This is a genomic window from Nitrobacter sp. CN101 (assembly GCF_055390255.1).
The window spans coordinates 3,739,844-3,765,977 of record NZ_AP038833.1 but is presented as its reverse complement, the minus strand read 5'-3'; the positions used below and the strand labels follow the sequence as shown (position 1 = coordinate 3,765,977).

The 26,134-nt window shown below is 57.1% G+C and carries 21 protein-coding genes and 1 pseudogene; 16 read left to right on the top strand and 6 right to left on the bottom strand.

Annotation, left to right across the window (positions count from 1 at the left end):
* Window positions 1–391 precede the first annotated feature (391 nt).
* The 6 genes from ACZ5IL_RS18780 (at window position 392) to ACZ5IL_RS18755 (ending at window position 6,124) form a co-directional block, all read left to right on the top strand.
* Entirely contained in the window at window positions 392–2,383 is a 1,992-nt protein-coding gene (locus ACZ5IL_RS18780) for a TonB-dependent receptor (protein ID WP_464593849.1), read from the top strand.
* Between the two features lie 54 nt (window positions 2,384–2,437).
* Window positions 2,438–2,818, top strand: a complete 381-nt coding sequence (locus tag ACZ5IL_RS18775) for a hypothetical protein (RefSeq protein WP_464593848.1) — start codon at window positions 2,438–2,440, stop codon at window positions 2,816–2,818.
* A gap of 186 nt (window positions 2,819–3,004) precedes the next feature.
* Window positions 3,005–3,484: a hypothetical protein gene (locus ACZ5IL_RS18770; RefSeq protein WP_464593847.1), complete on the top strand. Its 480-nt coding sequence runs from the start codon at window positions 3,005–3,007 to the stop codon at window positions 3,482–3,484.
* 412 nt (window positions 3,485–3,896) lie between these two features.
* Window positions 3,897–4,853: a tonB-system energizer ExbB gene (gene exbB / locus ACZ5IL_RS18765; protein WP_464592989.1), complete on the top strand. Its 957-nt coding sequence runs from the start codon at window positions 3,897–3,899 to the stop codon at window positions 4,851–4,853.
* A 3-nt stretch (window positions 4,854–4,856) separates the two neighbouring features.
* Complete coding sequence (gene exbD, locus ACZ5IL_RS18760; RefSeq protein WP_464592987.1) at window positions 4,857–5,327, top strand: TonB system transport protein ExbD; 471 nt, start codon at window positions 4,857–4,859, stop codon at window positions 5,325–5,327.
* 2 nt (window positions 5,328–5,329) lie between these two features.
* Window positions 5,330–6,124 (top strand): TonB family protein, encoded by a 795-nt coding sequence (locus ACZ5IL_RS18755; RefSeq protein WP_464592985.1) that lies wholly within the window; start codon window positions 5,330–5,332, stop codon window positions 6,122–6,124.
* Window positions 6,125–6,251: 127 nt separating this feature from the next.
* On the opposite strand, the gene ACZ5IL_RS18750 is transcribed toward ACZ5IL_RS18755, so the two are convergent.
* Together ACZ5IL_RS18750 and ACZ5IL_RS18745 are read right to left on the bottom strand one after the other, a co-directional pair.
* Window positions 6,252–9,404: an efflux RND transporter permease subunit gene (locus ACZ5IL_RS18750; protein ID WP_464593846.1), complete on the bottom strand. Its 3,153-nt coding sequence runs from the start codon at window positions 9,402–9,404 to the stop codon at window positions 6,252–6,254.
* A gap of 2 nt (window positions 9,405–9,406) precedes the next feature.
* Window positions 9,407–10,519 carry an efflux RND transporter periplasmic adaptor subunit gene (locus ACZ5IL_RS18745; RefSeq protein WP_464593845.1) on the bottom strand — a complete coding sequence of 371 codons (1,113 nt, stop codon included), beginning with the start codon at window positions 10,517–10,519 and terminating at the stop codon, window positions 9,407–9,409.
* Between the two features lie 984 nt (window positions 10,520–11,503).
* Between ACZ5IL_RS18745 and ACZ5IL_RS18740 the strand changes: the two genes are divergently transcribed.
* From ACZ5IL_RS18740 to ACZ5IL_RS18720, 5 genes are all read left to right on the top strand, one after another.
* Complete coding sequence (locus ACZ5IL_RS18740) at window positions 11,504–11,695, top strand: hypothetical protein (protein WP_464593844.1); 192 nt, start codon at window positions 11,504–11,506, stop codon at window positions 11,693–11,695.
* Window positions 11,696–11,796: 101 nt separating this feature from the next.
* Window positions 11,797–14,334, top strand: coding sequence for a glycogen/starch/alpha-glucan phosphorylase (locus ACZ5IL_RS18735; protein ID WP_464593843.1), 2,538 nt, complete (start codon window positions 11,797–11,799; stop codon window positions 14,332–14,334).
* 323 nt (window positions 14,335–14,657) lie between these two features.
* Window positions 14,658–15,740, top strand: a complete 1,083-nt coding sequence (locus ACZ5IL_RS18730; protein ID WP_464593842.1) for an AI-2E family transporter — start codon at window positions 14,658–14,660, stop codon at window positions 15,738–15,740.
* A gap of 107 nt (window positions 15,741–15,847) precedes the next feature.
* Window positions 15,848–16,039, top strand: coding sequence for a DUF3141 domain-containing protein (locus tag ACZ5IL_RS18725; RefSeq protein ID WP_464593841.1), 192 nt, complete (start codon window positions 15,848–15,850; stop codon window positions 16,037–16,039).
* Between the two features lie 36 nt (window positions 16,040–16,075).
* Window positions 16,076–17,290, top strand: coding sequence for an acetate/propionate family kinase (locus ACZ5IL_RS18720; protein ID WP_464593840.1), 1,215 nt, complete (start codon window positions 16,076–16,078; stop codon window positions 17,288–17,290).
* A 117-nt stretch (window positions 17,291–17,407) separates the two neighbouring features.
* Here the strand turns inward: ACZ5IL_RS18720 and ACZ5IL_RS18715 are convergent.
* Window positions 17,408–17,521, bottom strand: a pseudogene (locus ACZ5IL_RS18715) (succinyl-CoA--3-ketoacid-CoA transferase); the annotation flags it as partial.
* Window positions 17,522–17,557: 36 nt separating this feature from the next.
* Entirely contained in the window at window positions 17,558–18,241 is a 684-nt protein-coding gene (locus ACZ5IL_RS18710; protein WP_464593839.1) for a helix-turn-helix domain-containing protein, read from the bottom strand.
* Between the two features lie 257 nt (window positions 18,242–18,498).
* Between ACZ5IL_RS18710 and ACZ5IL_RS18705 the strand changes: the two genes are divergently transcribed.
* The 4 genes from ACZ5IL_RS18705 (at window position 18,499) to ACZ5IL_RS18690 (ending at window position 22,344) form a co-directional block, all read left to right on the top strand.
* Window positions 18,499–19,131 carry a response regulator transcription factor gene (locus tag ACZ5IL_RS18705; RefSeq protein ID WP_464593838.1) on the top strand — a complete coding sequence of 211 codons (633 nt, stop codon included), beginning with the start codon at window positions 18,499–18,501 and terminating at the stop codon, window positions 19,129–19,131.
* A gap of 168 nt (window positions 19,132–19,299) precedes the next feature.
* The gene (locus tag ACZ5IL_RS18700) at window positions 19,300–19,629 is read left to right on the top strand and encodes a response regulator (RefSeq protein WP_464593837.1); all 330 of its coding nucleotides are present in this window, start codon (window positions 19,300–19,302) and stop codon (window positions 19,627–19,629) included.
* 356 nt (window positions 19,630–19,985) lie between these two features.
* Window positions 19,986–21,713 carry a SulP family inorganic anion transporter gene (locus tag ACZ5IL_RS18695; protein WP_464593836.1) on the top strand — a complete coding sequence of 576 codons (1,728 nt, stop codon included), beginning with the start codon at window positions 19,986–19,988 and terminating at the stop codon, window positions 21,711–21,713.
* Between the two features lie 169 nt (window positions 21,714–21,882).
* Entirely contained in the window at window positions 21,883–22,344 is a 462-nt protein-coding gene (locus ACZ5IL_RS18690; RefSeq protein ID WP_464593835.1) for a hypothetical protein, read from the top strand.
* A 14-nt stretch (window positions 22,345–22,358) separates the two neighbouring features.
* Here ACZ5IL_RS18690 and ppk2 read toward each other — a convergent pair whose 3' ends face one another.
* Window positions 22,359–23,159: a polyphosphate kinase 2 gene (gene ppk2 / locus ACZ5IL_RS18685; RefSeq protein ID WP_464593834.1), complete on the bottom strand. Its 801-nt coding sequence runs from the start codon at window positions 23,157–23,159 to the stop codon at window positions 22,359–22,361.
* 42 nt (window positions 23,160–23,201) lie between these two features.
* The gene (locus ACZ5IL_RS18680; RefSeq protein WP_079448107.1) at window positions 23,202–23,657 is read right to left on the bottom strand and encodes a hypothetical protein; all 456 of its coding nucleotides are present in this window, start codon (window positions 23,655–23,657) and stop codon (window positions 23,202–23,204) included.
* Window positions 23,658–24,143: 486 nt separating this feature from the next.
* Between ACZ5IL_RS18680 and ACZ5IL_RS18675 the strand changes: the two genes are divergently transcribed.
* Window positions 24,144–26,033, top strand: coding sequence for a sensor histidine kinase (locus ACZ5IL_RS18675; RefSeq protein WP_464593833.1), 1,890 nt, complete (start codon window positions 24,144–24,146; stop codon window positions 26,031–26,033).
* Window positions 26,034–26,134: the final 101 nt, after the last annotated feature.

Below are 26,134 nucleotides of genomic sequence, written 5' to 3'. Positions count from 1 at the left end.
TCTACTCTTGCAGAAGCATGCGGGAATTTATCGGGGTTCGGGGGAATACATCGTGATGACTAACGTAGGTTGCTGGGTCGCGCGCTTTGGTCGGCGCTCATTTCTTCTTTCAACGAGTGCCGTGGTCGCGTTTGGCGCCGGAATGTTGGCGGACGGCGGCACCACGTTTGCACAAGAATCGCGATCGTCCGACACGACCTTGCCGAAGGTGACGATTGATGCGCCAACACAGACACAGACCCGGCGTCGTCGCGCGTCAACTGCTGCACCGAGAACCGCCAGGCCGACCCGGCAAGTTGCTGTTTCCGCGCCCACGCCCACGCCTCAACATATGCCGAGCGTGAACAGCCAGGACGCTAAAACAGGGCAATCTGGTTACATCACCCAGAGCATGACCACTGCAACACGGACGAACACACCTCTCATCAACATCCCCCAGTCGGTCACCGTGCTGACGAAGGAATTCATCAAGGACACAGCCATCCTGTCGATCGGCGAGGCCACGCGCTACGTGCCGGGCGTGATCTACCATCAAGGCGAATCCCATCGAGACGACCTCGTAATCCGAGGGCAGCGGAGCAATGCGGATTTCTTCACAAATGGAATTCGGGACGACGTGCAGTATTTCCGCGACGTCTACAACCTTCAGCGGCTTGAGGTTCTGAAGGGCCCCAATGCCATGATCTTCGGACGCGGCGGCGGTGGCGGTGTGGTCAACCGAGTGTTGAAGGAGGCCGATGGCACGCCGATTCGGGAGTTCACGGTCTGGGGAAATTCCTATCCGGGCGCGCGCATGACGGCCGACATCGGGCAGGCCATCAATGAGAATTGGGCGGCCCGTTTCAATGCAATGTATGAAAACACGAGCAGCTACCGAGATTTTGTCCATCTCGATCGCTGGGCCGTCAATCCGACCGTCACTTTTGCACCAAACGATACCACGACGGTCAAGTTGAGCTATGAGCACCTGCACGATAATCGGACGGTTGATCGTGGTATCCCTTCGCAGATCCGCCCAGGCAACGCTTTTCCGCGTTTTCCATACCAAACGGCGCAATCGACGTACTTTGGCAATCCTCTTCTGAGCTATTCAATCGCTGACGTCGATATTGGTATGGCGATTATCGAGCACGATTTCGAAAACGGATTCACGGTCCGTAACGCTACTCAAGCGGCGAATTACAACAAGTTCTATCAGAACGTTTTTCCGGGTGGCGGCGCCAATGCGGGCGCGGTTAACCTTGCTGGTACATCCAGCAATCTTTCATCCTACAATAACGAAACGGACCGAACCAACCTCTTCAATCGGACAGACGTAACCTACAAGTTCGATGCCGGTTGGACGCGCCACACGGTCCTGTTCGGAGAAGAGCTCGGTCGTCAGAGCGGTCTGAACTATCGTCAAACCGGCTTCTTCAACGGCGTGGATACGACGATCACTGTCGATCCAAGAAATCCTGTTTCCTATGTCCCCGTGACGTTCAGAAACAACGGCACTACGGATGCAAACAATACCTACAACCTCAATCTTGGCGCAGCCTTCCTTCAGGATCAGATTGAAATCACCCGCTATCTGCAATTGATCGCTGGCGTGCGGTTCGATCATTTCGACCTCTCGTCACGAGATCGGCGGACCGGCGTGGTGCTAGGCCGGGTCGACGATCTTGTGTCGCCGCGTGCGGGTATCGTTTACAAACCGATAGACAATCTGTCGATCTACGGCAGCTATAGTGTGTCGTACCTGCCGAGCGCTGGAGACCAATTCAGCGCGCTCAATCCCGGATTGGTGATCGCACCGCCAGAAAAATTTGTGAACACCGAAATCGGGGTCAAATACGATATCGTGCCTCGCCTTCAGTTCGCTGCGGCAGTGTATGATCTCGACCGGACCAACCAACGTATCGCGGATCCAGTCAATATCGGGTTTTTTCTCCTCAACGGGCAGACCAAAACGCGAGGCTTTGAAGCGTCCCTTGCCGGTTACATCACAGATGCATGGCAGGTCACTGGTGGGTATTCCTACACGGATGCGCGGATTGCAAACAATCTTTCGGCAACAATCGTTGCCGGAAACCGCGTAGGGCTGGTTCCTTACAATACCTTCTCTGTCTGGAACAAATATCAGTTCGATCCCATGTGGGCTGGTGGCATAGGAGTGATCCATTATTCGAACTTCTTTGCCTCATCCGACAACACCGTCCGCCTTCCGGAATTTACGCGTGTTGACGCCGCAGTCATCCTGACTTTGAACCCGACGTGGCGCGCTCAGCTGAACATCGAGAACTTGTTCGATCAAAAATACTACTCGACAGCAGACGGGAACAACAACATCACTCCAGGATCACCGCGTGTGTTCCGGCTGCAGGCCACAGCGAGATTCTGACCGTTTGAAGCAGTCGTGGCGCCGAGCATCGGCTGTTCAAATGGTGGTTGTTCGATGAGCGAGATACTTGGTCTTCGAAACCATAACGTCACCGTAGACGGCTCATCGTTGAGTTTGACGTTCGATGGCAGGTGGGGCGAGCAGATTACGGTATCTATGCCCGCCGACCATTTGGACGCGCTTATGGCATCGCTTGGAAGAGTCAAACAAGAGGTGTCGATCAGGCAACGACCGCAGAAACTAGTATTTAGCTTTCGAGGGCTGCAATCTTGGTCGGCTTCGAACGTCCCCGGTCAGGAGTATGTGTTTGTTATTCTCGATGGCTCTACCGCTCTGGCAGCGCCATACGCTGTGCCTCCGAAAATGGCAGAAGAGTTAGCCTCGGCGCTGTTGTCTGCCGCTGATGCCGCACGAAAGCAACGTCGGGACAACTGACCAACTTAGAAGAAGGCAGCCCTAGATGGGTGATTGTCTTGGTTGGATAGCCAGGTCATCCGCGAGGGTGAATCGATCTCGATCGGTCGATGCTAAAACCGTCACTTCCGGTTCGCTTATTCTTGAAAATTGCTTGCGCGTAAGACGCGAAGATCAGGCCGATGATGGAATGGAAGGTCAACTCTTATGCATCTGCATCCAGCTGCCGCTCAGAAATCTGAATCGTCTCGGAAGTTCGCTCCCGGCCGATATTCCTGGGGCGAGGTCCTGGATCAACTACGTGACGAAATCGCTGTGCTGTTGACGATGGGACTTGATCGGACCGAAATTGCTCGCAAGCTCGACATATCGAAGGCGGATGTCCGTGCGCTCGGTCCCAAAATACGTACGGGAGTCATGCGCCGCGATCTCTCCCGGCGGGCTGTCATTGCGCTGTTGAACGGTCGCCATGCTCATCTCAGCGGAAGAACAGTCGGCAACCGAGTCCAACGCCTTATTAGGATCGCTTCCTCCTACACCCGTGAGGAGCTGCTCATGGAGCCCGGTGTCGGAATCGTTACCGCAATCGAGATCGAACTGTGGCTCGAAAAGCGGGGATGTTCGTTGGTAAAGGAGTTCGTCGCGGATGACGGTATCGATAAAGTGGCGACCAATCCTATGTGTTGATAGCAGCTCTCATGGCCATTGTAATTTCAAATCGGCGCAGATTTTCTCGCCGCTGTATCGCTACGGCGCTTTGACGGACATTATTCTGCATTTGCGCCGACAATGCCCTGCGTGTTTTTGCACCGATCTGTCGACAACGCTTTCTATCGTACCGGGAAGTGTATGACGGCAGGTGGTCGTCGAAGAAAACCACGGTTTCCAAGGACGAGCCGTCGGTCTGCGCTCTAGCTTTTGTATCGTCTTTTTTCTGATAGCGGAGCATGGTAGGAGTGCCCGTACACGCAGCCTGTTTTTTCGATCTGGACGGCGCTACAGAGCCTTGTCGAACGCTTTGGGCTGATGATCCCTGAAATGGTAAATTGGTCGGCATCTATGATCTTGTTTTCTGTTGAGCCGAGATGTGAACGCAGTGATGTTTAGAGCGTCGCTGAGGACGATTTCGCTTGCGGTCACGCTGACTGTCTTGTCGCTGGTTTCCCCCGCGATTGCGCAGCAGACCAGTGCGCCGCATCCGACGGCACCATCCGCGCAGACGCCGGCATTGTCTGCGCCGGCAACGACGGTTCATGCGCCCTCGTCGGTCTCCAGCGCATCGGGACCGTCTTCCATTGAGGCCGCGCCGTCCCCCGCCGGTGACGCCGGCGCTAACCTGCTGGAGCAGGCGTCACCTCACGACCTGTCTCCGTGGTCGATGTTTATGTCGGCCGATATTGTGGTCAAGCTGGTGATGATCGGTCTTGCGTTTGCCTCGCTGGTGACGTGGACGATCTGCATCGCGAAAATGGTGGAGCTGTCGCTGGCGCGGCGCAAACTGGGCGCGGCGCTGACGGAGGTCAGCGAGTCACGCTCGCTGGCGGAAGCGCAGCTGGCGCTTGGCGCAAAGGATGGCGTGCTGGCGTCGTTGCTGGCGTCGGCGATGCACGAGGCGCGGCTGTCGGCCGGAATTTCCAGCGACGCCGGCATCAAGGAGAGAGCGGCGTCGAACTTCGCTGAAATCGTCCGCGCTGAATCCCGCCACATCCGGCTCGGCATGGGGCTGCTTGCGACGATCGGCGCGACGTCCCCGTTCGTTGGTCTGTTCGGCACCGTATGGGGCATCATGAACAGCTTCATCGGGATTTCGAAGTCGCAGACCACGAACCTCGCGGTGGTGGCGCCTGGTATCGCCGAGGCCCTGCTCGCGACGGCGCTCGGTCTGGTCGCGGCGATTCCCGCGGTCATCATCTACAATCACTTCGCACGCTTGACGAAAGGCTACGTCGAGCTGGTCAGCCGCGCATCGGGATCGGCCGGCCGGTTGCTGTCGCGCGATCTTGATCGCACGCATGTCGGTTCGATCGGCGGGGCGCGGTCGCGCGCGGCGGAGTAGGCGATGGGCGCATCGATTGCAGAAGGCGGCCTCGACGACGACGAGGATTACGCTGAAGCGCACGAGATCAACGTCACGCCGTTCATCGACGTCATTCTGGTTCTTCTGATCATCTTCATGGTGGCGGCGCCGCTGTCGACCGTCGATCTTCCGGTCAACCTGCCGACGTCGAGTGCGACACCGCAGAAGAAGCCTGACAAGCCGACCTATGTCAGCATCAAGGCCGATCTTGCCGTCGCCATCGGCGAGACCATGGTCAAGCGCGTCGATCTGGTGCGGACGCTGGACAGCACGCCGAACATAACCAAGGACAGTTTCATCTTTCTGCGGGCAGACCGCGCGGTGCCTTACGGCGACCTGATGGACGTGCTGGAGATCCTGCGCGTGGGCGGCTTCACGAAAATCAAGCTGGTTGCGCTCGAGGGTGTTCCGGACGCCCAGTCCGTTCCGGCCGCGGCTAGCGCAAAGCCCTGACCATGTCTGAGATCATCGCAGAGCCACCGCCGTCCCGCCGTCTTTGGGCTTTGTCAGCGGCTGCCGCGCTCGTGATCCATCTCGGTTGCGTGGCGCTGGCGGTGGCTCACATGCAAACCGATGAGTCGGACGATGATCTCGGCGCGCCGGCGATCGAGATCGGACTCGATCTGTCCTCGCCGCATCGGGAGGCGACCGACCTTCCGCCCGGACCGGACACCGACGCATCCGTCGCCTCGCCCGCGCTTGCCGAGCAGAAGGCGGTCGAGAAGGAAACCGATCTGCCCAAGGACACGCCGACGGAGACCGCTGAACCGGATCGGATCGTCACCGAGACCGACTCAAAAAAGCCGGTCGATGACGACCCCGAAAAGGCTGCGAAGCCGACGACGGCCTCGCAGGAATCGGCGGCCTCTGAAGCGACCGCGATGCCGAGCGTTGAGAATGCCCAGGAATCGGAGCGTTCGGTCGCGCCGCAGCAAGGCACCGGCGCAAGCGCGCGCCGAATCCTGGCCACCTGGCAGAAGGAATTGGTGGCTCATCTCGACAAGCACAAGCGCTATCCGCCTGAACACATCCAGAAAAACGTCGAGATTCTCGTCAACTTCGTGCTCGATCGCCTCGGCCATGTCGTGTCGGCCACCATCGTGAAGGGATCGGGTGATCCGGTCTTCGACAACGCCGCACTTGCCATGATGCACCGGTCCGATCCGGTGCCGCCACCCCCGCCGCTGATAGCGGACGAAGGATTGAGCTTCACGCTGCCCGTCGTCTTCCGCTTCAAAGGAAAAGGATAAGGCGGGGCAGAAACCACGCGCATTGACAGGGGAACTTTTCACTCATGGATACTCCTCGCGCTAATTCCATAGGCTTAGCGGCGGTGAAGGGTCGGTCGACGTTAGGAGGGAAGTGCTACGACAAGACTCAATGGTCTGCGGCGGTTGTGTGCGAACCCGGCTTGCTTCCAAACCTTGCCTTGATCCGCTCGCGAAGGCCTTGGAAAAGAACATACAGCGGAGGGATAGCGAAGACTCCGATCAGCGATGCCGCCAGCATACCGCCGAAGACGGGAGTGGCGACGTTGCGAAACGCAAGTTTGGAGGCGCCGGACGCTATGACGAGGGGAACGAGTCCTAGAATGAAGGCAAACGACGTCATCATGACCGGCCGAAATCGTAACCGTGCGCCTTCGACTGCTGCCTGATGCAGCGGGTGACCTTGCTCGCGCCGCGCCTTGGCGAACTCAACAATCAGAATGCCGTTCTTCGCCGCCAAGCCGATCAGAACGATCATTCCAATCTGTGCGTACAGGTCCAGTGTCAACCCGGCGAGTAGGATAGACAGATAGGCGCCGGCCACGCCGACCGAGACTGACAGCAAGACCGGTACCGGTATGGTCCAGCTCTCATAGAGCCCGACAAGGAAGAGATATGCAAACAACAACGCGAACGCGAGGATAACCGGGGTCTGCCCTTCCGCCCGCTTTTCCTGGAACGAGATGTCGGTCCACGACCCCCGATATCCGGATGGCAATGTCTTCGCCGCCACCGCATCCATCGCGGCGAGCGCCTGCCCCGAGGACACGCCCGGAGCCGGCCCACCCAGAACGGTCGCGGCACGTGTATTATTGTAGCGGATCAGTCCCTGCGGGCCGAGCGCGATGCGCACCTCAACGAGGCTGCGCAGTGAAACCATCTGTCCGTCCTTGCCGCGCACATTGATGCGGTAGATATCCTCGACGGAGGAACGGTCCTCGCTCTCCGCCTGCACCTGAACCTGCCAGGTACGACCGAACAGGTTGATGTCATTGACGTAGAAGCCTCCGAGCGAGGTCTGCAGCGCCTGGAATATCGAGTTGATTTCAATCCCGAGGATGCGCGCCTTGTCGCGGTCGATGTCCAGGAACACCGATGGATTGGTCGCCGAGAAGGTCGTGAATACCCGCGAGAGCTGCGGGTTCTGGTTCGCTGCGATCACCAGCCCGCGCAGCACCTGAGCCATGTTGGCAGGTTCGCCGCCTTGCAGATCCTGCAGCACGTAGCTGAAACCGCCGCCGGTGCCGAGGCCGATGATCGGCGGCGGCGCCAGTGGAACGGCGCTGCCTCCCCTTACGCTGCGCAGCGCGGGTGCGAGCCGCGCGATGATCGCATCGGACGTTTCGGTAGCTCTCGTACGCTCTTCAAAATTCTTGAGCGTGACGATCAGGAAGCCGGAGTTTGGCTGGGAGTAATTGTCGACGAAGTTCAATCCGATGATCGAGCTTACATCGGCGATCGAGCTTTCCTTCTTGAGAATGTCCTCGGCTTGCCGCACCACCTCCGATGTGCGCCCGATCGAGGCGCCGTCGGGCAGCTGGACGACAACGAAGAATGCACCCTGATCGTCGGAAGGGATGAAGCCGGTCGGGGTCACCCTCGCAAGCAGCCCAATGCCGGCAAACGCTGCCACAACGACGACGATCCCCACAACTGCAAGCCGAACCAGCCGCGCAACGGCCAAACCGTAGCCATCGCGGACGACGTCGATTCCCCGGCTCAACCTCCCCATCAAGCCGCGTTTCGGTCCGTGATGAGGCTTCAGCAGAACTGCGCAGAGAGCCGGCGATAGCGTCAGCGCGTTGATAGCCGACAGGAACATGGAGACGGCAACCGTGACCGCGAACTGCCGGAACAATTCGCCGGAAATCCCGGAAATGAAGGCGACCGGCACGAACACCGCGAGCAGCACCAGTGTGATTGCGATGATGGGCGCGAAGATGCCCTGCATCGCGAGTTTGGTTGCTTCTCCGGCCGACAGCTCGGGATGCGCCTCCATCGTCTGTTCGACTGCCTCGACCACCACGATGGCGTCGTCCACCACGATGCCGATCGCCAGGATCATCGCGAGAAGCGACACGGTGTTGGCGGAGTACCCGATAGCGTTGAGCACGATGAAGGTGCCAATCAGGCTGACGGGAACGGCGATCATTGGAATCAAGGTGGCGCGGATGTTCCCCAGGAAGATGAAGACCACGAGCAGCACCAGCAGGGCGGCTTCGAGGAGGGTGTGTTTTACTTTCTCGATCGTCGCCCTGACGAAAACAGTTGGATCATAGGTGGCCTTCCAAGCCACGCCTTCCGGAAACGACTTGGCATTGTTCGCCAATAGCTTGTTGAGCGCGTCGACGCTCCGGAGGGCGTTAGCGCCGGGAGTCTGATAGATTCCGATCAGCGTCGCCGCAGCGCCGTTCAGGCGCGTCGACCTGTCCAGATTGGCGGCGCCGAGTTCCAGGCGGGCGATATCGCCGAGGCGCAGGACCGATCCGTCGGGATTGCTCCGGATGATGACCTGTTCGAATTCCTTCGTTGAGGAGAGCCTTCCCTTGGTCTGGATGTTGAGCTGGAGTTGCTGGTCGTCGGAGACCGGACGCGCACCGATTCGCCCGACGGCCGCCTGCACGTTCTGCGTTTGGATGGCCGAGATCACGTCGCTGGTGGTCAGCCCAAGGCCGGTCAATTGATCCGTCTTGAGCCAGACCCGCATCGAATAGTCCTGCGGACCGAACAATTGGGCGTCGCCGACACCGGGTGTGCTCCGGATCTGGTCCAGCAGATTGATCGTGACGTAGTTGGACAGGAACAGTTCGTCGTAGGCCTGCGTCGGCGAATACACCGCGACAACGGCGAGAAGCGCGGACGACTTCTTCTTCACCGTAATGCCCGATCGCTTGACTTCTTCCGGCATCTTGGCGAGTGCGATCTGAACACGGTTATTGACATTGACCGTGTTGATATCGGGATCGGTGCCGAGTTCGAACGAAGCCAACAACGAATAGCTACCATCGTTGCCGGAGATGCTCTTCATGTAGATCATCTTGTCGACGCCGACGACCTGGGATTCGATCACCTGAGCGACCGTGGAATCGACGACCAGCGAGGACGCGCCCGGATAGACGGCGGTTACCGAGACTTGCGGCGGAACGATGTTCGGAAGCTGCGCGATCGGAATCACAAGCAGCGAGACCAGCCCGGCGATGGCGGTGACAACGGCAATGACAACGGCCAGACGCGGACGCTCGACGAAGATGGATGACAGCATGGCTAGAGCCCGCGAACAGGGGGCTGGGCCGGCGAAGCCGTGACGGCGGCGCCCTGTCTCAGGCCCTGCACGCCCTGAACGACAACCATCTCGCCACCGGTCAATCCTTCGAGGACGACGACCGAGCCACCCTTCATAGGTCCGAGCCTGACCCGTTTGACCACGGCCTTGCCGTCCTCGATGGCGAATACGTAGGTACCAAGCTGGTCGGCGATCAGGGCGGCCTGTGGGACGACGACTCGCTCCTCGGGTTTGCCGCTCTCGACGGCGACGTGAACGAGTTGGCCATCGACAAGTTCGCCATTCGGGTTAGCGATCTTGGCGCGCACCGTTACCGCGTCGGTCGCCCGGTCGACTTTGACGTCGACAAAATCGATCTGCCCTTTCTCGCCATAGGTCGCGCCGTTTGAAAACTGAATGCTGACGTTGAAGTCCTTCGCGGTTTTTTTCCCGGCACCGCGCCCCTCTTCCGCTAGCCGCAGAAATTCGCGCTGGCTGACCGGAAAGACGATGTACATCGGGTCAGAGCTGACGATCGTGGTCAGCACGCCCGAATTCGGCCCGACGACATTGCCGCGCGTGACAGCAGTTCGGTCGATCCGTCCATCGATCGGCGACGTAATGTCGGTGTAGGCGAGGTTGATCTCTGCCGTCTTGAGATCCGCTTCGGCGGCAGCAAAATTCCCTTCGGCCTCCCGCGCGGATGCAGTGCGGTCGTCGCGTGTGGCCTGGGAGATTGCGCTCGTCTTTATCAATTCATCAGCGCGTCGTTTTTGGATATTGGCATTTTCCAGAAGAGCGCGCGTCTTGTCGACGGCCGCCCTTGCCTGTTGGACCGCGGCCTCGAACGGCCCCCTCTCGATTTGATAGAGAGGTGCGCCCTGTTTCACGCGGTCGCCGTCCTTGAACTCGACCTTCTCCAGAAAGCCGGTGACGCGCGCGCGCACGTCGACGCGCTCAATGGCTTCAATCCTGCCCACGAAACGGGTTGTGTCGGCCAATGCCGTCTTTTCCGCCGGCACGACGCTTACTGGAATAGTGGGTGGCTGCTGCGCCAGAGCGGCGGATGAAACGAGAAACAGGCAGGAAAACCAGATCTTCACGCGAGCCGCCATAAGAACCCCCCGGCTGTCGATCGGATCGAGTCTTTTATTCGAATCCAACTGATCTTGATCTACGGCTGACCAGTTACCCACAATCTGCCAACTGACTCAGGTTGGCAAGTGGGCAGCTTTCAAACCTCAGGTAGAAACCAAAGAAGTCTCGGCGCCCGAGCGCGCGAAGGAAATCGAAAAGCACACGTCGGCTGCCGTCATCAGGTTAGGCAGTCCAGTCAGGGCTGCAGCGAAATCGAACGTCACGTCGAAAAGCGATTGCAGAACGCGACTGCGGGGAGGCGATGGTGGACTAGTTGTAGCCACGTTGCGGCTTATCCCGAACTTGTTGCGCTCGCGATCTGGTTTTGGAGAGAACCGATCAAGATCGTCGCGTTTGCGGTGGGATACGAGGTGGTCCTGATCCTATGCCGAAATAAAGCATTCAGGGTTCAGTCAGCCATAGACCGCAACCAGGCCAATCTGGCTATCGCTTTCATCGCGAGGCGCTGTAACAGATCGACCCGCTCCTCATCGCCGGAATTTTTCGCCTCCGTCAAGTTCGCATCCGCAAGTGCCTCGGCGATGGCTTGGGCATCGAGTTCTGCGAACCCCGCCCGGAAATTGACGATTGCTGCTGATTCCGTTCGCGAATGTGAGAGGCCGACCAATCAGTCTTTCAGATTCAGTCCTTCCCGCGAACGTCATAAATCGTCAATCGATTGATCTTTTAGACGGCACGGTTGGCGTCCCTTTGATCTAGTTCAACTGAACAATCTTCTCTATTTATAGATATTTATAGATTGCGCCTGAAAATGAGGGGAGGTGCCGCTGTGAGCGGCGAATTCGCCAACATCTGGCCCATTCCGCGAAGGCTTTCCGCGCAGGGACTGTTTTACGCGAATCAAGAGCGAGCTTCCAATCGTCGACCGCGCTGTCTCGACCTCCGGTGCGTAAGGCTTTCGGTTTGATCCAGCAGGCCGCTTCAATCATCCCTTCAATCCGGTGTTGGGGACTTGCGGCCATCTCTATCGGAGCGTCACCACCATTGCAAAAACCGCCACGGCTGCGGATGCGTTGTCCACGGCCTTCAGCCTGATGGATCAATTGCGGATACGAACGCTGATGTCCCGGGCCGGCATCGAACGGACTCATCTGATTGATGCCGGAGGAGCCGTTGTCGACATTATCGCCTGAAGTCCGTAGCCTGTTCGTTGCGTTAATGCCGCTGAGAACCGTGTTCGAGGATGATTGCAAATGATCTGGTGTCTTGAGGGGGGATAACGGTTGGGCCAAGCATGGAGGACGGACCTATGGGATCTGCAACCGCGAGTCATTCCGGAGTCAACTCGTCCAGCCCGATCGCTCTCACGAACGTTCGCACCGGACTCGGTGCGGATGCAATCGCCGCAGCCTTAATCGAGAATTTGCACTGCCTTCTTGGAAAACTGCCACGATACGCGACACGGAACGACTGGTACATGTGCCTCGCTTACACCGTTCGCGATCGCATGATGGAGCGCTACGTAGCAACGTTGGAATCCATTACCGAAACGAATCCGGACGCCAAGGTCGTTGCATATCTTTCTGCGGAATTTCTGACCGGTCCGCATCTTGGAAATAGCCTCGTCAATCTTGGTATTTGGCGAGCAGTAGAGGATGCGTTGTCGCGAGTGGGGCAGGGCGATTTATCGAGCCTTTTGGACCAAGAGGAGGAGCCCGGGTTAGGAAATGGGGGTCTTGGCCGATTGGCCGCGTGTTACATGGACTCGCTCGCGACGCTCAACGTTCCTGCGATCGGCTATGGCATTCGCTACGAGTTCGGGATCTTCGATCAAGCGATCCGTGACGGCTGGCAGATCGAACTGACGGACAAGTGGCTACGCTTTGGTAATCCCTGGGAAATAATTCGCTCCGAGATCGCGTTCGATGTGAAGCTTGGCGGACGCACGGAGCGCTACCGCGACGAGGCCGGCTGTTGGCGCGTACGCTGGATTCCTGAGAAAGTGGTCAAGGGCGTCGCCTACGACACGCCGGTCCCAGGCTATCGTGCGCCCACCACAAATCTGCTGCGCTTATGGAAGGCCGAAGCTACGGAATCTTTTGATTTTGAAGCATTCAACGTCGGCGACTATTACCGGGCGGTTGACGAGAAGATTGAATCGGAAACCATCACCAAGATTCTATATCCGAATGACGAACCCGAAGCCGGGAAACAGCTGCGGCTGTCGCAGCAGTACTTCTTCGTGTCCTGCTCGCTCCAGGACATGATCCGGTTGCTCATCTTGCGCGGCAAGCCGCTCCACGAGTTCCATTTATACTGGGCCGCGCAGTTGAATGATACGCATCCCTCTATCGCCGTCGCCGAGTTGATGCGGCTCCTTGTGGACGAACACGCGATGGAATGGGATCAGGCCTGGGCTATCACCCAGCAGACCTGCGGCTACACGAACCACACGCTTCTGGCCGAAGCGCTTGAGCGATGGCCGCTACCGTTGTTTGCCCGACTGCTGCCGCGCCATTTGGAGATCATTTACGAGATCAATCGTCGTTTCCTGGACGATATTCGGCTGCGTTATCCGAGCGATGATCAGCTCCTCCGGCGGCTCTCGCTGATCGACGAGACGGGAGGAAAATATATACGCATGGCGCATCTCGCCAGCGTAGGCAGCCACGCGATTAACGGTGTCGCGGCCCTCCATACCGAGCTTCTGAAGCAGACGGTGCTGAGCGACTTCTACAGAGTGGCGCCGGAAAAATTTTTCAATGTGACCAATGGTGTGACGCCGCGCCGCTGGATCGCTCTGAGCAACCCGAACCTGAGCGCTCTGATTACCCGGAAGATTGGTGACCGATGGTTAGCAGATTTGGAGAAGGAGTTCGAACACCTCGAGCCGTTAGCTGTAGACGCCGACTTCCAGAAAGATTGGCAAGCCGTTAAGGCCGATAACAAACGTGTGCTGGCGGCTCTCATCAAGGAACGGACCGGCGTCATCGTTGATCCGCGCTCGCTCTTCGACATTCAGGTCAAGCGGCTGCACGAGTACAAGCGTCAGCACCTGAACGTTTTGTACCTGATCACTCTTTTCAACAGACTAAGGCGTGCTTCCAGCGCCGCGGAAATTCCCCGAACGGTCATCTTTGGCGGCAAGGCTGCTCCGGGATACCGCATGGCCAAGCTCATCATCAAGCTGATTAACTCAGTCGCGACAGCCGTCAATCAGGACCCGGTCGTCTCTCAGGCTCTCAAGGTGGTGTTCCTGCCGGACTTCAACGTCAAAAACAGTCACCGCGTATATCCCGCCGCGGATCTGTCAGAGCAAATCTCCACAGCAGGCAAGGAGGCGTCTGGCACAGGCAATATGAAATTCGCCATGAACGGGGCATTGACAATTGGCACATTGGACGGCGCCAACGTCGAGATCCGCGACGCCGTAGGTCCCGAGAATTTCTTCCTGTTCGGTCTGACGGCCGCACAGGTCGAGCGATTGAAGACTGGGGGCTACGCGCCGCGCGAATTCTACGAATCAAATTCGGAGCTGCGCGAAGCGATTGATCTCATCAGTTCGGGGTTCTTTTCGAATGGTGATCGCGCACTCTTCCAGCCTCTCGTCGAATCGCTGATCACCCGCGACGACTACATGCTGCTAGCCGACTATCAGGCCTACGTGGAATGCCAACAAAGCGTCGGTCGAGCGTACTCCGATCAGAGCGCATGGACGCGCATGTCCATTCTGAACTGCGCGCGAGTCGGTCGCTTCTCATCCGACCGCTCGATCCGGGAGTACTGTCGCGACATCTGGAACGTTAGGCCAATTGTTCCTGACGAGAGATGAGCATGAGACCCTCATCGGGGCTCATTACACGGCCGAATAGCTATCTTGACGGAATAGGATTGGTGGGTACGCCGGAGAGCGGCCGTCGATAGACAGTTGATCTAGATCAAAGCCGGCGATGCGATTCCTTCCCCAATATGGGCCGTTGCGACAACGGCGCAGCCGGCCACCACGCTCATCGCGGCCCGCTTGCAAGCGGGAACAGATGCAAACAAGACAAGCGTGCTGCGCGGCTTGACCTGCAAGGTCGCGATTGCCGACGCCAGGCTGACCTGCGGCCGATAGCTTGGCGACGATATGCTCGCCCTCAAAAGAGGTCGTCCTTGAAAACCTTTCGCCAGTACTTGCCCGGAGACGACGTCATTCAGCTTGTGATCCGCCTCGGGTTGCTTGCTTTCCTGATCTACTGGACGATCCTTCTGATCCGGCCTTTTGTGCCTGTCTTGGCCTGGAGCATCGTGCTTGCTGTTGCGCTCTATCCTGTCTTCAGTTTTCTTTCCAAGCTTCTTGGCTGTCGTCCAAAGCTCGCAGCGGCAATTCTCACCCTCATCAATCTCGGAATTGTCATCGGACCAGCAACCTGGCTTGGCTTGAGTGCCTTGGACGGAGTGAAGGAGTTCGCTGGAAATCTGGGTGCTGGTAACCTCGTGATTCCATCCCCGCCGGAAAGCATCAATAACTGGCCGCTCATCGGCCCGAGTCTTTACGAGTTCTGGAATCAGGCATCCAGCAACATTCGAGCTGCTTTGCGTGAGGTGGCTCCTTATCTGAAGCCACTGGCAGGCGTTTTGCTAGCTCTTGCCGGCAATGCCGGCATGGGTTTGCTGAAGTTTATCCTGTCTGTAGCGCTGGCCGGGTTTCTCTTCCCCTACGGTTCGCAGCTTGCAGAGGCAGGCAAGAGCTTCCTCTATCGCATCGTGCCTGAGCAGAGCGAACATTTCCTCGAACTGGCGGGTGCGACCATCCGCGCGGTTTCCCAGGGCGTCATCGGCGTCGCAATCATCCAGTCCTTATTGGCCGGCATTGGCTTCAAGCTGGCAGGTATTCCAAGCGCCGGTTTGTTGGCCTTCGCAGTTATGATCCTGTCGATCATTCAAGTCGGCGCGGCAATCGTCCTGGTTCCCGTGGTCATTTGGATATGGACGGACAAGGATTTCACCACAGCGCTTCTGCTGACCGTGTTCCTGGGGCTCGTCGGCGTAATCGACAACATCTTGAAACCGCTGGTAATGAAGCGTGGCCTGACCACTCCGACACTCGTCATCTTTGTCGGGGTGATCGGAGGAACGCTTGCGCATGGAATGGTCGGCCTCTTTGTCGGACCGATCATTCTTTCTCTGGCCTGGGAATTGACGGTGGCCTGGATACGTAGCGATCGCGCCGATACAGCGCCATTGTCGGGCTGAATATCGAACGTTGACCTAAATCAACGCTCGATACCTCGATGCTCATTGAATGAATTGCACGATAGCGAGGTCGAGACATCAGGGCAGACAACGAAATTGGCGTTGCGATGAAAATAGGTCCTCCCGGCTATCTGATCGGCTTCCTGCCCGAGCTGATACCTGGACAAACGATCAGGCGTATCGCGCGCCGAAGCATGTTGATCGAGAGTGTCATCAGCCGTTACCCGCAAGCCGCCGGCAAGCCATGTGTGATCGAAGTTACCAGGCCGACTCGCTGCGGCTCTCGATGCGAGTGCTAGACGTTAGAAAACTTCAACAGTTTCCGCGTGATCGCTATGGATACTATTCTCGTCGTCAATGCAGGCTCCTCAAGCGTTAAGTTTCAGATCTATTCGATCGAAGGAGAAGGGAGGCTACGCCGGCAGATCAATGGCCAGATCGACGGAATTGGCAGCCGTCCCCGCCTACGTGCGAGCGGCGTGCGTGGCGAACCACTGGCCCACCGTGCCTATCCGATCGAATTGGTTTCGGACGTCTCAGCCGCAATGGGCGTTGCTGGCGGATGGCTGCGGGATGAACTCCGCATTAGCCCGATGGCTGTCGGTCATCGCATCGCCCACGGCGGTCCGGACTTCGTCGGGCCGGTGCTGATCGATCATGGCGTCGTAGCCCAGCTGGAGCGGTTTGTAGCGCTGGCCCCGCTTCATCAGCCGCATAATTTGGCTCCCGTCCGGTCACTTCTCGCTAATTTTCCAACACTCCCACAGGTGGCTTGTTTCGATACTGCGTTTCACCGCACGCATGACGCTGTTTCTGACCACTATGCAATTCCTCACCAATTATATGCCGAGGGTGTGCGGCGTTACGGATTTCACGGTCTCTCATATGAATATGTCGCGAAGACTTTGCCGCACGTCGCGCCCGAGATCGCCAAGGGGCGGGTGATCGTTGCTCATCTCGGCAGTGGAGCCTCGATGTGCGCGTTGAAGGGTGGACTCAGCATCGAGAGTACCACGGGGTTCACGGCACTCGACGGGCTACCTATGGGAACGCGGCCAGGCCAAATCGATCCCGGTGTCGTGCTCTATCTGATCTCAGAGAAGGGAATGTCACCTACTAAAGTACAGGACTTCCTTTACCGGGATTGCGGACTGAAGGGAATCTCGGGCGTCAGCAACGATATGCGCGAACTGGAGGCGAGCGAGGATTCCAAGGCAAAACTGGCGATTGATTATTTCGTCTATCGGGTCGGCCTCCATGCTGGCATGCTAGCAGCCGCGCTGCAGGGTCTCGACGCCTTCGTCTTTACCGCCGGTATCGGCGAAAACTCGATGCGAATTCGGACCCGCATCGTCGATCAACTGAGGTGGCTTGGCGCTACGCTTGATCCCATCGGAAATTCCCGCCACGTGCCCCTGATATCCGGTTCTGACAGCCGCATACCAGTTTACGTCATACCGACCGACGAGGAGTTGATGATTGCGAAGCACACGCTGTCGTTGCTGCTGGAGAGGCCATCGCCGGGTGTTAGGCATGAGAGAGCATCATGATTCCTGAACTTCGGATGCCAGACAATCGAAGTACGGCGCGCAATCTCGTCAGCATCGGGGACGTCGGAACGCAAGCATTTCTGGAACGTGACGATGCTAAACTCACGGGAGAAGTCGCGGCAGGATGCACCCGTTGACGATGGTCGAATGCCTCTTCGCGGCGTGCTGCATGGCGACGATAACGCGCTTCGCACCACTCATGAGGTCCATCGTCCCGCCCATTTCCGGTATATCGCGAGATCCTCGCGTCGATCGGCGCTCAAGGAGTCAGTTTTGCAGATCGAGGGTAGCGAGCTGCCTTCGATTCAGAAGGGTGATCTGACGTCGATTGGTGCCTATGAAACCGATGATGCCGAGTTCATGCAGTCGCGATAGGGCACGCGATACCGTTTCCAGCGTCAGCCCGAGATAGTCGGCAATGTCGCGCCGCGACATCGGCAGTGGCATGACGCCGGCTGCTGCAAGTCGTCGATCCATCTCGACCAGGAAGGCCGCGACCCGCTCCAGAGAGGTCTTTCGGCCGAGCAGGAGCATGTGATTTTCGGCATGCTCCAGATTTTCCGTGGTCATGCCGAGGAGATTCCGCGAGACCATGGCATCGCTCTCTGCCATCATCTCGAGGCTCCGCCGTTTGATCAAGCGAACCGTGGTGTTCACGATCGCCTCTGCCGTAAACCGATGCTCGCTTCCGTTTTCCAGTCCGAAGATGTCGCCGACGAGGTGAAACGCACCGATCTGGCGGCGACCGTCTGGAAGCAATTTGTAGCTTCGCACCGAGCCCGCCTTGACCTGATAGACATAGTCCGCAGGCTCCTTTTCCCCATAGATTTCAGAGCCTTTCTTGTAGGTAAATTCGTTTAAACTTACTTTTTGATTTGAATCACCCGCTATTCCGAGTTCGCCGAGAGAGATGGCGCGATACGCCAAATCGTTGGTGATGCGGACAAACATGGCCAACTCCTGTGTAACTGGTTGTTGGATATGGTCTGCCTCTAAGAATATGTTTCCGTGGGAGGAAGGCTTTTTGCCGTGGCCGAGAAGCTTCCGCTAAGACCTGTTTCTTGACCATTGTCTGAAGGGACATTGTACCTAGGGACAGGTCTGCAATAGGATGTCCGAAAAAATGAAAACCGGACCCCTTGGGCTGCAAATGCCCTGGGTGATTCTGGGAGCCCGATATCGGCCAGGGTGGCGGCTGGGAGGCGGACTTGTCTAGCGTTGTTTATATTGTGGACGACGATGCTTCGTTTCGTACAGCAGTCGAACGCCGCCTGAAGCTTGCTGGCTATGAAGTTGAGAAGCATTCGTCGGCTCAGACACTGCTGGATCGTCTGCAGGGCTCTGAAGGACCCGGTTGCGTCTTGCTCGACGTTCGAATGCCCGGACTGAACGGGCTAGAATTGCAAAGCCGTCTCATCGAGCTTCATTCGATGTTGCCTGTCATCTTCGTCACCGGCTATGCTGACATTCCGACGACCGTACGAGCTATCAGAGCAGGTGCCGAAGATCTCCTGATCAAGCCGGTATCATCAGAGCAACTGATAGGGGCGATCGAGCGCGCCTTGGCGCGCCATGAGTCGGTCCGCAGCCAACGAAGCAAGCTTGATGCGAGTCTCGCACTTCTTACGAGATTGACGCCCCGCGAGCGACAGGTCTTCGATTTGATCGTGCGCGGAAAGATCAACAAGCAAGTTGCCAGAGAACTTGGAACAACCGAACGCACTGTGAAAGCGCATCGCCATGAAGTGATGGAAAAGATGCGAGTGCACTCGCTCGCAGAACTGGTTTTGATCGCGGAACGGCTTGGGTTGATCGGTCCAAACGAAAATTCAAGCAGATAGCCTTTGTTCGCAAAAAACGTTTACGTCGCGTACCATGTACGAAAGGACAATATGAATATTAGCAGACAAGGCATCTGAACGAATGCGCGATGGGCCTTCATCAGCTTCCTGAGAGGCCGATGATGCCAAAATCCAAAGTCAATTCTTGTCGTCGACGATAATCCGTCAATGCTCAAAGGCATGAAGCGGTTGTTGAGGGAGCACGGTTTTAACGTAACACTGTTCGGATCCGGCGCTGCGCTGCTGCGTCATGCAGATTTCGACGACGTCTTTTGCGTGATCCTTGACATCGATCTGAACAAAGAATCAGGCATAGACTTGCGTCGCCAACTCGCCGGCAGAGGTGTCGAGCTGCCAGTGATCTTCATTACCGGAAACGACAGTGACGCAAAACGCTCAGCCGCAATCGAATCGGGATGTATCGCGTACCTAACCAAGCCATTTTCGGCAAGATCGCTAATCGAGCCGGTCGAAAAAGTGCGGGAAGCGTCATTCTAGCGCGATCGGTTGATTCGTTTGTTGGCGTCCTGCTCGAATGTCTGCTCGCCGCGCTCTTGCCGATGGAAGCGAAACGATCGAGTGGCAACGACGTCGTAATTCCGGCCGCAGCTCCTTCCAGGAGCATTTCCTTGATCATCTCGGATATTCAGGAAATTCGTCGAGAGCTTGATCCAGATCAATCCGCGTCGGGCTCGACGCGCCGCCTATGCCGTCAGGATTTGCTACAACTCGTGTAGGGCGGCCGTGGACGTCTGTGCAACGAAGGGCGTACCCAATCTCGTTCCTGGTCTCCCGGCGGGTGCCTTGCTGATCGTCTTGTTTCGCCGCGAGATACATCCCAACAAGGAACACCTATGACGTTGCGCGCGTTTCAGCGAGCGGGTTGGATAGGGGTTTTCCCGCCGTTGACGTGGCTTGCCGAATACAGATTGTCCTGGTTGCGTTATGATACCATCGCCGGAGTGACCCTCGCCGCCTACGCGATCCCGGTGTCATTGGCCTATGCGGGCCTTGCCGGGTTGCCGCCGCAGGTGGGCATCTATGGCTATCTGCTTGGCGGTTTAGGTTATGCTCTCATGGGGTCATCCCGCCAGCTTGCTGTCGGTCCGACCTCCGCAATCTCGCTCATGATCGCCAGCAGTGTCGGGGCCCTGGCAGGGGGAGACGCGATGCGTTTCGCTCAGATCGCGAGTCTTTCGGCATTCGCTGTGGCGTTGCTTTGCCTGATTGCCTGGCTTTTCAAGCTGAGCGTTCTTGTGCGCCTAGTTAGCGACAGCATTCTTGTCGGCTTCAAGGCGGGGGCGGGGCTTACAATTATAGTGAGTCAGTTACCGAACCTGTTCGGCGTAGCTGGTGGCGGGCACAACTTCGTTGACCGTGCAATTCGGCTTGCAGGTCAGATCGGCAACATCAATCCACTTGTATTGGCAATAGGAATTGCGTCGGTCGTGCTCCTGCTCCTTGGCGAGCGATTCCTGACGGGCAGACCCGTCGGACTTATGGTGTTGGCATTGTCGATTCTGATGGCAACTTTGTTAGGGCTTCCGGCAATGGGTGTCCCTGTCACCGGGAAGATACCGCCAGGATTGCCTGCCTTCGAGGTGCCAACTTTCGGAATGCTAGATTTCCAGGAATTATTTCCAATAGCAGCCGGGTGTCTGCTGCTGGCCTATATAGAAGGCGTTTCGGCGGCGCGGAGTTTTGCGGCGAAGCATGGATATAGTATTGACGTCCGACAAGAATTTCTGGGATTTGGGGCTGCCAACCTCGCAGTTGCATTCGGTCACGGCTATCCCGTCGCAGGTGGATTGTCGCAGTCCGCCGTCAATGACACGGCTGGTGCGCGAACGCCCCTGGCATTGTTATTTTGCTCGCTAACCCTCGCGCTCTGCCTGCTTTTCTTTACGGAGTTGCTGACCAACCTTCCGCGAGCAGTATTGGCTGGAGTTGTCATTGCTGCAGTTTACAGACTGGTCGACGTCCGCGCGCTGCTTCGCATGTGGGAAGTGAGTCGTATCGACTTTTATGCCGCGGCCATTGCCCTCGTATCCGTCTTGCTGCTTGGGATTCTCCAGGGTGTTCTGCTTGCAGCTCTCGCATCCATCCTCCTACTGCTTATCCGAGCGTCGCGGCCCAACATAGCGTTTCTCGGACGGCTTCCTGGATCGGGCCGCTATTCCGACAGCATCAGGCATGAGGGCGTGACGCCGCTGGTTGGCGTCATTGCGTTCCGCCCTGAAGCCTCGTTGCTCTACATCAATGCCGAGACGATTCTGGAGGCCGTTTTGGAAAAGCTGCGAATGGTCTCTGACGTCAGGCTGGTTGCCTGCGATCTTTCGGCATCTCCCTACATCGATCTGGCGGGTGCGCGAATGTTACTGGATCTTCATGATGAGCTGGCGTCGCGTCAAATAACGTTCTGCATTGTCGGCGCTCACGCGCAGTTGCGTGAATTGCTGCGAGCAGAAGGGTTGGCGGAGAAGACGGACAGTAGCGAATGGATCCGTACGCTCGACAGCGTGTTGAGCGAGGACAATGTTAGCAAACAATCCGGTCTCCGGGACGAACGGCCGCTTGGATAGTAAGTTCCTCCCGAGTTGACGGTGGTCGAACCCGATGCTCCAGCACCCGGTGACTCCTGCAGCCAAGGATCTCCGGCTGGATGTGCCTGACACCAAGTTGCATGATGCAGTTTGGCATTTGCCGCAGCTTGGCCAGTCGTGTCACGAGATTAAGAGGGAAAAAGATATCATGAAGAAATTTAGCGCGAGCTCCGCCTTGTTAGTCTTGCTCGTGGGCGCGGCTGCCATCAGTACGGCCGCTCGCGCTGAAACAGGGCGCGTTGCGGTGATCTTTACCAAAGGCGGGTTTGTTGTAGGAGTCGGTGGCGGCGAGGGCGTACTGACGCTCCGGGGCACTCACTATCCATTCACTGTCTCGGGCATGAGTGTCGGCTTTACGATCGGAGCCTCGACGACCAAACTTGTTGGACGAGCCCTTAATCTGAAAGGGCCGGCTTCGATAGAGGGCAGGTACACCGCCGTCGGAGCCGGGGGCGCCTTAGCGGTTGGCGCGGGCGGAGTTCAATTGCAAAACGCCAATGGCGTGATTTTGCAACTGAGTGGCCCGAGGGTAGGTGCCGAAATGTCGGTCGCTGTCGGCGGGGTATCGATAAGCTTGAAACAGATGCGAACCAGTCGGACCGCGCAGTAGGCGACCTGGTCCACTCAGTAATGTTCTGCCACGAACGTCATCCCACGCAGGCCCGCCTGGTCGTCAAGGCGCTTCTTCGCGGAGCGCTTTGGCAGCTTGACCTTGTTTTTATGTATCCGTTTATACGGAATCAACTCCAGCAGATGCGCGATGCAGTTCAGTCGGGCTCGACGCTTGTCGTCGGAGCGAACGATGTACCATGGCGATTGCTTCGTGCTGGTTGCTTTCAGCATCAGGTCCCGCGCTTCTGAGTAGTCGTACCATCGTTGGTAAGATGCAGTATCCATCGGACTCAACTTCCACTGCCGCAGCGGATCGTCGATTCTCGCCTTGAAGCGACGCTCCTGCTCGTCCATTCCGACCTCAAGCCAGAGTTTGATCAGGATGATGCCCCCTTCGATGATATATTTCTCCATCTGGGGGCAGAGTGAAAGGAATCGTTTGTGCTCGGCGGGTGTACAAAAGCCCATCACATATTCCACGCCGGCGCGATTGTACCAACTCCGGTCGAAGATCACAATTTCACCTGCAGCCGGAAAATGCTGCATGTAGCGTTGAAAAAATAATTGTGCCTTTTCCCGGTCGGACGGAGCTGGCAAGGCGGTAACGCGAAACACGCGCGGACTGACCTTCTCCGTAATCGCCTTGATCGTGCCGCCCTTGCCGGCGGCATCCCGGCCCTCGAACAGGACGATGACTCGAATCTTGTTTGCCTTCACCCATTCCTGAAGATAGCAAAGCTCGACCTGGAGCTTTTCCAGCTCTTTTTCATAGACCTTGCGCTTCATCCGTGGCGTGTCCGCGTCGGCTGACATGCTTACCTTCCGCTGCTTCAGACCAAGCTCCACCAACCGTTCCTAGTCTCCCCAGGAGATAGTGACGGCGATGTCGCCAGGGACACCTCCGGGGTAATCAATAATCTGGTAACTGATGCGATAACCCCGCGGTTTCAGATAGTCGCGCCAGAGCTCGAATATTTCTTTCGGAATCCCCGTCAGTGTGTTCTCCCAGCCGGCCTCCTGCTGATTGATGGCTCGGCCTTTATCCGTGCATAGCGAGTTGGGGAACCGATACACCTGCACTTCGGTTAGTCCGTTTCGGACTGCTCGCTGGATGACGGTCGAGGCGAGCTGGATTTTTTCCTCCTCGGATTTGCCGGATGAACGACTGAGCCGCTCGATCAGTGCATGTTTCTCGGCTTGGGCGGCAGCTGCCAGGCGGGCATATTGATCCGCCTTTTCGGCTTCCTTGAGGGCCGCTTCTTTCCGGATCTGTTGCGCGCTGGGGATGAGGTCATCGATGCTGCCTGGCATGACGAGAAACTCCTGGCGAATGTATTGTCATGACGAGGCTAGGCCGGGTCGACGTCGTTACCTTGATTCAAATCAACAAATTCGCATCCATGGTTGCCGGGCACGCTAAAGTCTGAGGCCAAAGTCGGGGAGAGGAGAGTTGAACGAAGCGATACATTCCATGGCGCCGCACCATGTGCTTTTCTATCTTGCTACCGCGAGCGCAACCGGTGTTTGTTAGCGGTGATGGGCATCTTTCTGATTGCCGACTTATGTGGGTCGGCGCGCTGTATTTGCGACTGCACGGCGTGTTGCGGTCAGTGCCACAGGCGCATACTATGATGCCACTTGCGTAGAGGTCGTGGAAGCCCACGGTCGGATCGCGACGCTTTGGTTGACGGTCTCGTCCGGCTCGGCTGAGACCGTTGACGGTAGTGCGCCTGCACTGAAACGTGCTGCAAGACAGTCGTTCGGGCAGCCGGGTACGAGGATGAATGGACGCGCCCGATGGCAGCGACTAACCCATCCTGGCTGGGTCTTGTTACCCGTCTATGTGTCTGTCTGCTGGTTTGGACGATCATCCCGTCCGAGTTTGCGCGCAGCGGTCAGACTCGCGAGATCAAACGGGTATTGATCCTGCATTCCTTTGGACGAGATTTCAGACCATGGGGGACGTATGCCAAAGCCATTCGGGAGAATCTGGAGCAGTTGTCGCCGTGGCAGATCGATATTCAGGACCACTCGATGGTTTCCGCACGTTCTGGCGATGAAAATCCTGGGCCACCGTTTATTGACTACCTGAATGCGCTCTATTCCGAACGCCCTCCGGATATTGTCATTGCCATCGGCGCTCCTGCCTCGAATTTTGTTCAGCATCACCGCCGACATTTGTTCACTCAAATTCCCTTGATACTGACAGCGGTCGAGCAACGTCGTATCCAGTTCTCGGATTTGCCGGATAGTGACACCGTCATTGCTGTTTCTCACGATTTTCGTCTTTCTTTCGAGACGATCCTTCGTGTTCTTCCCGGCACGGAGCGAATTGTCGTTTTGAACGGAACGTCGTCCAGCGAGAAATTCTGGCTCGGCGAACTCCGCAAGGACGCGGCATCTGTCCAGAAGAAGGTTGAGTTCATCTGGCCCAATGATATTGCGTTCCAGGATTTTCTGAAGAAAAGCGAAACGTTGCCGCCGAAAACAGCTATTTTCTGGCATCTGATGAACGTCGACTCAACTGGAGTCTCTTACGAGGGGAATACCGCGCTTCAGCAACTTCACGCAGTGTCCAATGCTCCGATTTTTTCTTACGACGATGGTTTTTTTGGCAATGAGACTGTCGGCGGGCCGATGTATTCCGTTATCGAAATTGGCAGGCTCACAGCCGCTGTGGCGATACGTATTCTGAACGGAGAAAAACCTCGCGATATAAGGCCGGCTGCGATCAAGTATTCCAATCCGAAGTTCGATTGGCGCGAAATGCAGCGCTGGGGTATCAGCGAGAGCAACCTGCCTCCAGGAAGCGAAGTCTTGTTTCGCGAGCCCCGCATATGGGAGGTCAATCATTGGCAGTTGTTATTGATTGCGACCGTAATTCTGATTCAGGGAGCATTGATCAGCGGACTGCTGCATGAGCGTCGTCGTCGCCGTCTTGCCGAAGTCGAATCGCTCCAACGCTTGACCGATCTTGCCCATATCAACCGCAATTCGACCGTCGGAGAGCTGACGATTTCTATCGCGCATGAGTTGAACCAGCCGCTTGGTTCGATTCTCACCAACACCGAGACAGCCGAGCTCATGCTGAAGAGTCCCTCACCGAATCTCGATGAGGTGAAGGAAATTCTTGCTGACATCAGGCGTGACGATCAGCGCGCCAGCGAGGTGATACGTCGGCTACGCAGCGTGCTGAAGAAAACACCATTTGAGATTACCTGTATCGACTTGAACGAGACGGTACAGCAGGTGATGGGGTTTATCGCGACCGTCGGCAGTGAGCGGAATATCGCATTGAAATGTAGTACGGAATCGATCGACCTGAAGATCATGGGAGACGTTGTTCATTTACAACAAGTCTTTCTAAACTTGATGATCAACGCGATGGATGCAATATCCGAAGCGGAGGCAATAGAGCGAGAAGTCAGCGTAACCACAAGGCGCTCGGGCGCTTGGGCGGAAGTCAGTATCAGCGACACCGGCCCCGGTATCACGATCGCCGATCTTGCGAAGGTTTTCGATCCGTTTTTCACGACGAAACCGCAGGGCATGGGTATGGGACTTGCAATCGTCCGTTCTATTGTCGAAGCACATCACGGACAGATTTCTGCGGCAAATCAGTCACCCGGCGGCGCACTTTTCACGCTTAGGCTTCCAATTCTTCAGGATCAAGCTACTTCGGTCTGAGACTTGCAGCCAGGCAACCCTCGCCCCGCAGAAGAACGGTGCTGTTCGTTTCGTTGATCTTTATCAAAGAACGAGCTCGGCTTTGCTCCATTTTTGTAGCG

What these genes read in the sequence shown, in the direction of transcription:
- ACZ5IL_RS18780 (WP_464593849.1), top strand. Translation starts at nt 392, where the DNA reads ATGACCACTGCAACACGGACGAACACACCTCTCATCAACATCCCCCAG.
- ACZ5IL_RS18775 (WP_464593848.1), top strand. Translation starts at nt 2,438, where the DNA reads ATGAGCGAGATACTTGGTCTTCGAAACCATAACGTCACCGTAGACGGC.
- ACZ5IL_RS18770 (WP_464593847.1), top strand. Translation starts at nt 3,005, where the DNA reads ATGCATCTGCATCCAGCTGCCGCTCAGAAATCTGAATCGTCTCGGAAG.
- exbB (WP_464592989.1), top strand. Translation starts at nt 3,897, where the DNA reads ATGTTTAGAGCGTCGCTGAGGACGATTTCGCTTGCGGTCACGCTGACT.
- exbD (WP_464592987.1), top strand. Translation starts at nt 4,857, where the DNA reads ATGGGCGCATCGATTGCAGAAGGCGGCCTCGACGACGACGAGGATTAC.
- ACZ5IL_RS18755 (WP_464592985.1), top strand. Translation starts at nt 5,330, where the DNA reads ATGTCTGAGATCATCGCAGAGCCACCGCCGTCCCGCCGTCTTTGGGCT.
- ACZ5IL_RS18750 (WP_464593846.1), bottom strand. Translation starts at nt 9,404, where the DNA reads ATGCTGTCATCCATCTTCGTCGAGCGTCCGCGTCTGGCCGTTGTCATT.
- ACZ5IL_RS18745 (WP_464593845.1), bottom strand. Translation starts at nt 10,519, where the DNA reads ATGGCGGCTCGCGTGAAGATCTGGTTTTCCTGCCTGTTTCTCGTTTCA.
- ACZ5IL_RS18735 (WP_464593843.1), top strand. Translation starts at nt 11,797, where the DNA reads ATGGAGGACGGACCTATGGGATCTGCAACCGCGAGTCATTCCGGAGTC.
- ACZ5IL_RS18725 (WP_464593841.1), top strand. Translation starts at nt 15,848, where the DNA reads ATGAAAATAGGTCCTCCCGGCTATCTGATCGGCTTCCTGCCCGAGCTG.
- ACZ5IL_RS18720 (WP_464593840.1), top strand. Translation starts at nt 16,076, where the DNA reads ATGGATACTATTCTCGTCGTCAATGCAGGCTCCTCAAGCGTTAAGTTT.
- ACZ5IL_RS18710 (WP_464593839.1), bottom strand. Translation starts at nt 18,241, where the DNA reads ATGTTTGTCCGCATCACCAACGATTTGGCGTATCGCGCCATCTCTCTC.
- ACZ5IL_RS18700 (WP_464593837.1), top strand. Translation starts at nt 19,300, where the DNA reads ATGCTCAAAGGCATGAAGCGGTTGTTGAGGGAGCACGGTTTTAACGTA.
- ACZ5IL_RS18695 (WP_464593836.1), top strand. Translation starts at nt 19,986, where the DNA reads ATGACGTTGCGCGCGTTTCAGCGAGCGGGTTGGATAGGGGTTTTCCCG.
- ACZ5IL_RS18690 (WP_464593835.1), top strand. Translation starts at nt 21,883, where the DNA reads ATGAAGAAATTTAGCGCGAGCTCCGCCTTGTTAGTCTTGCTCGTGGGC.
- ppk2 (WP_464593834.1), bottom strand. Translation starts at nt 23,159, where the DNA reads ATGTCAGCCGACGCGGACACGCCACGGATGAAGCGCAAGGTCTATGAA.
- ACZ5IL_RS18680 (WP_079448107.1), bottom strand. Translation starts at nt 23,657, where the DNA reads ATGCCAGGCAGCATCGATGACCTCATCCCCAGCGCGCAACAGATCCGG.
- ACZ5IL_RS18675 (WP_464593833.1), top strand. Translation starts at nt 24,144, where the DNA reads ATGGCAGCGACTAACCCATCCTGGCTGGGTCTTGTTACCCGTCTATGT.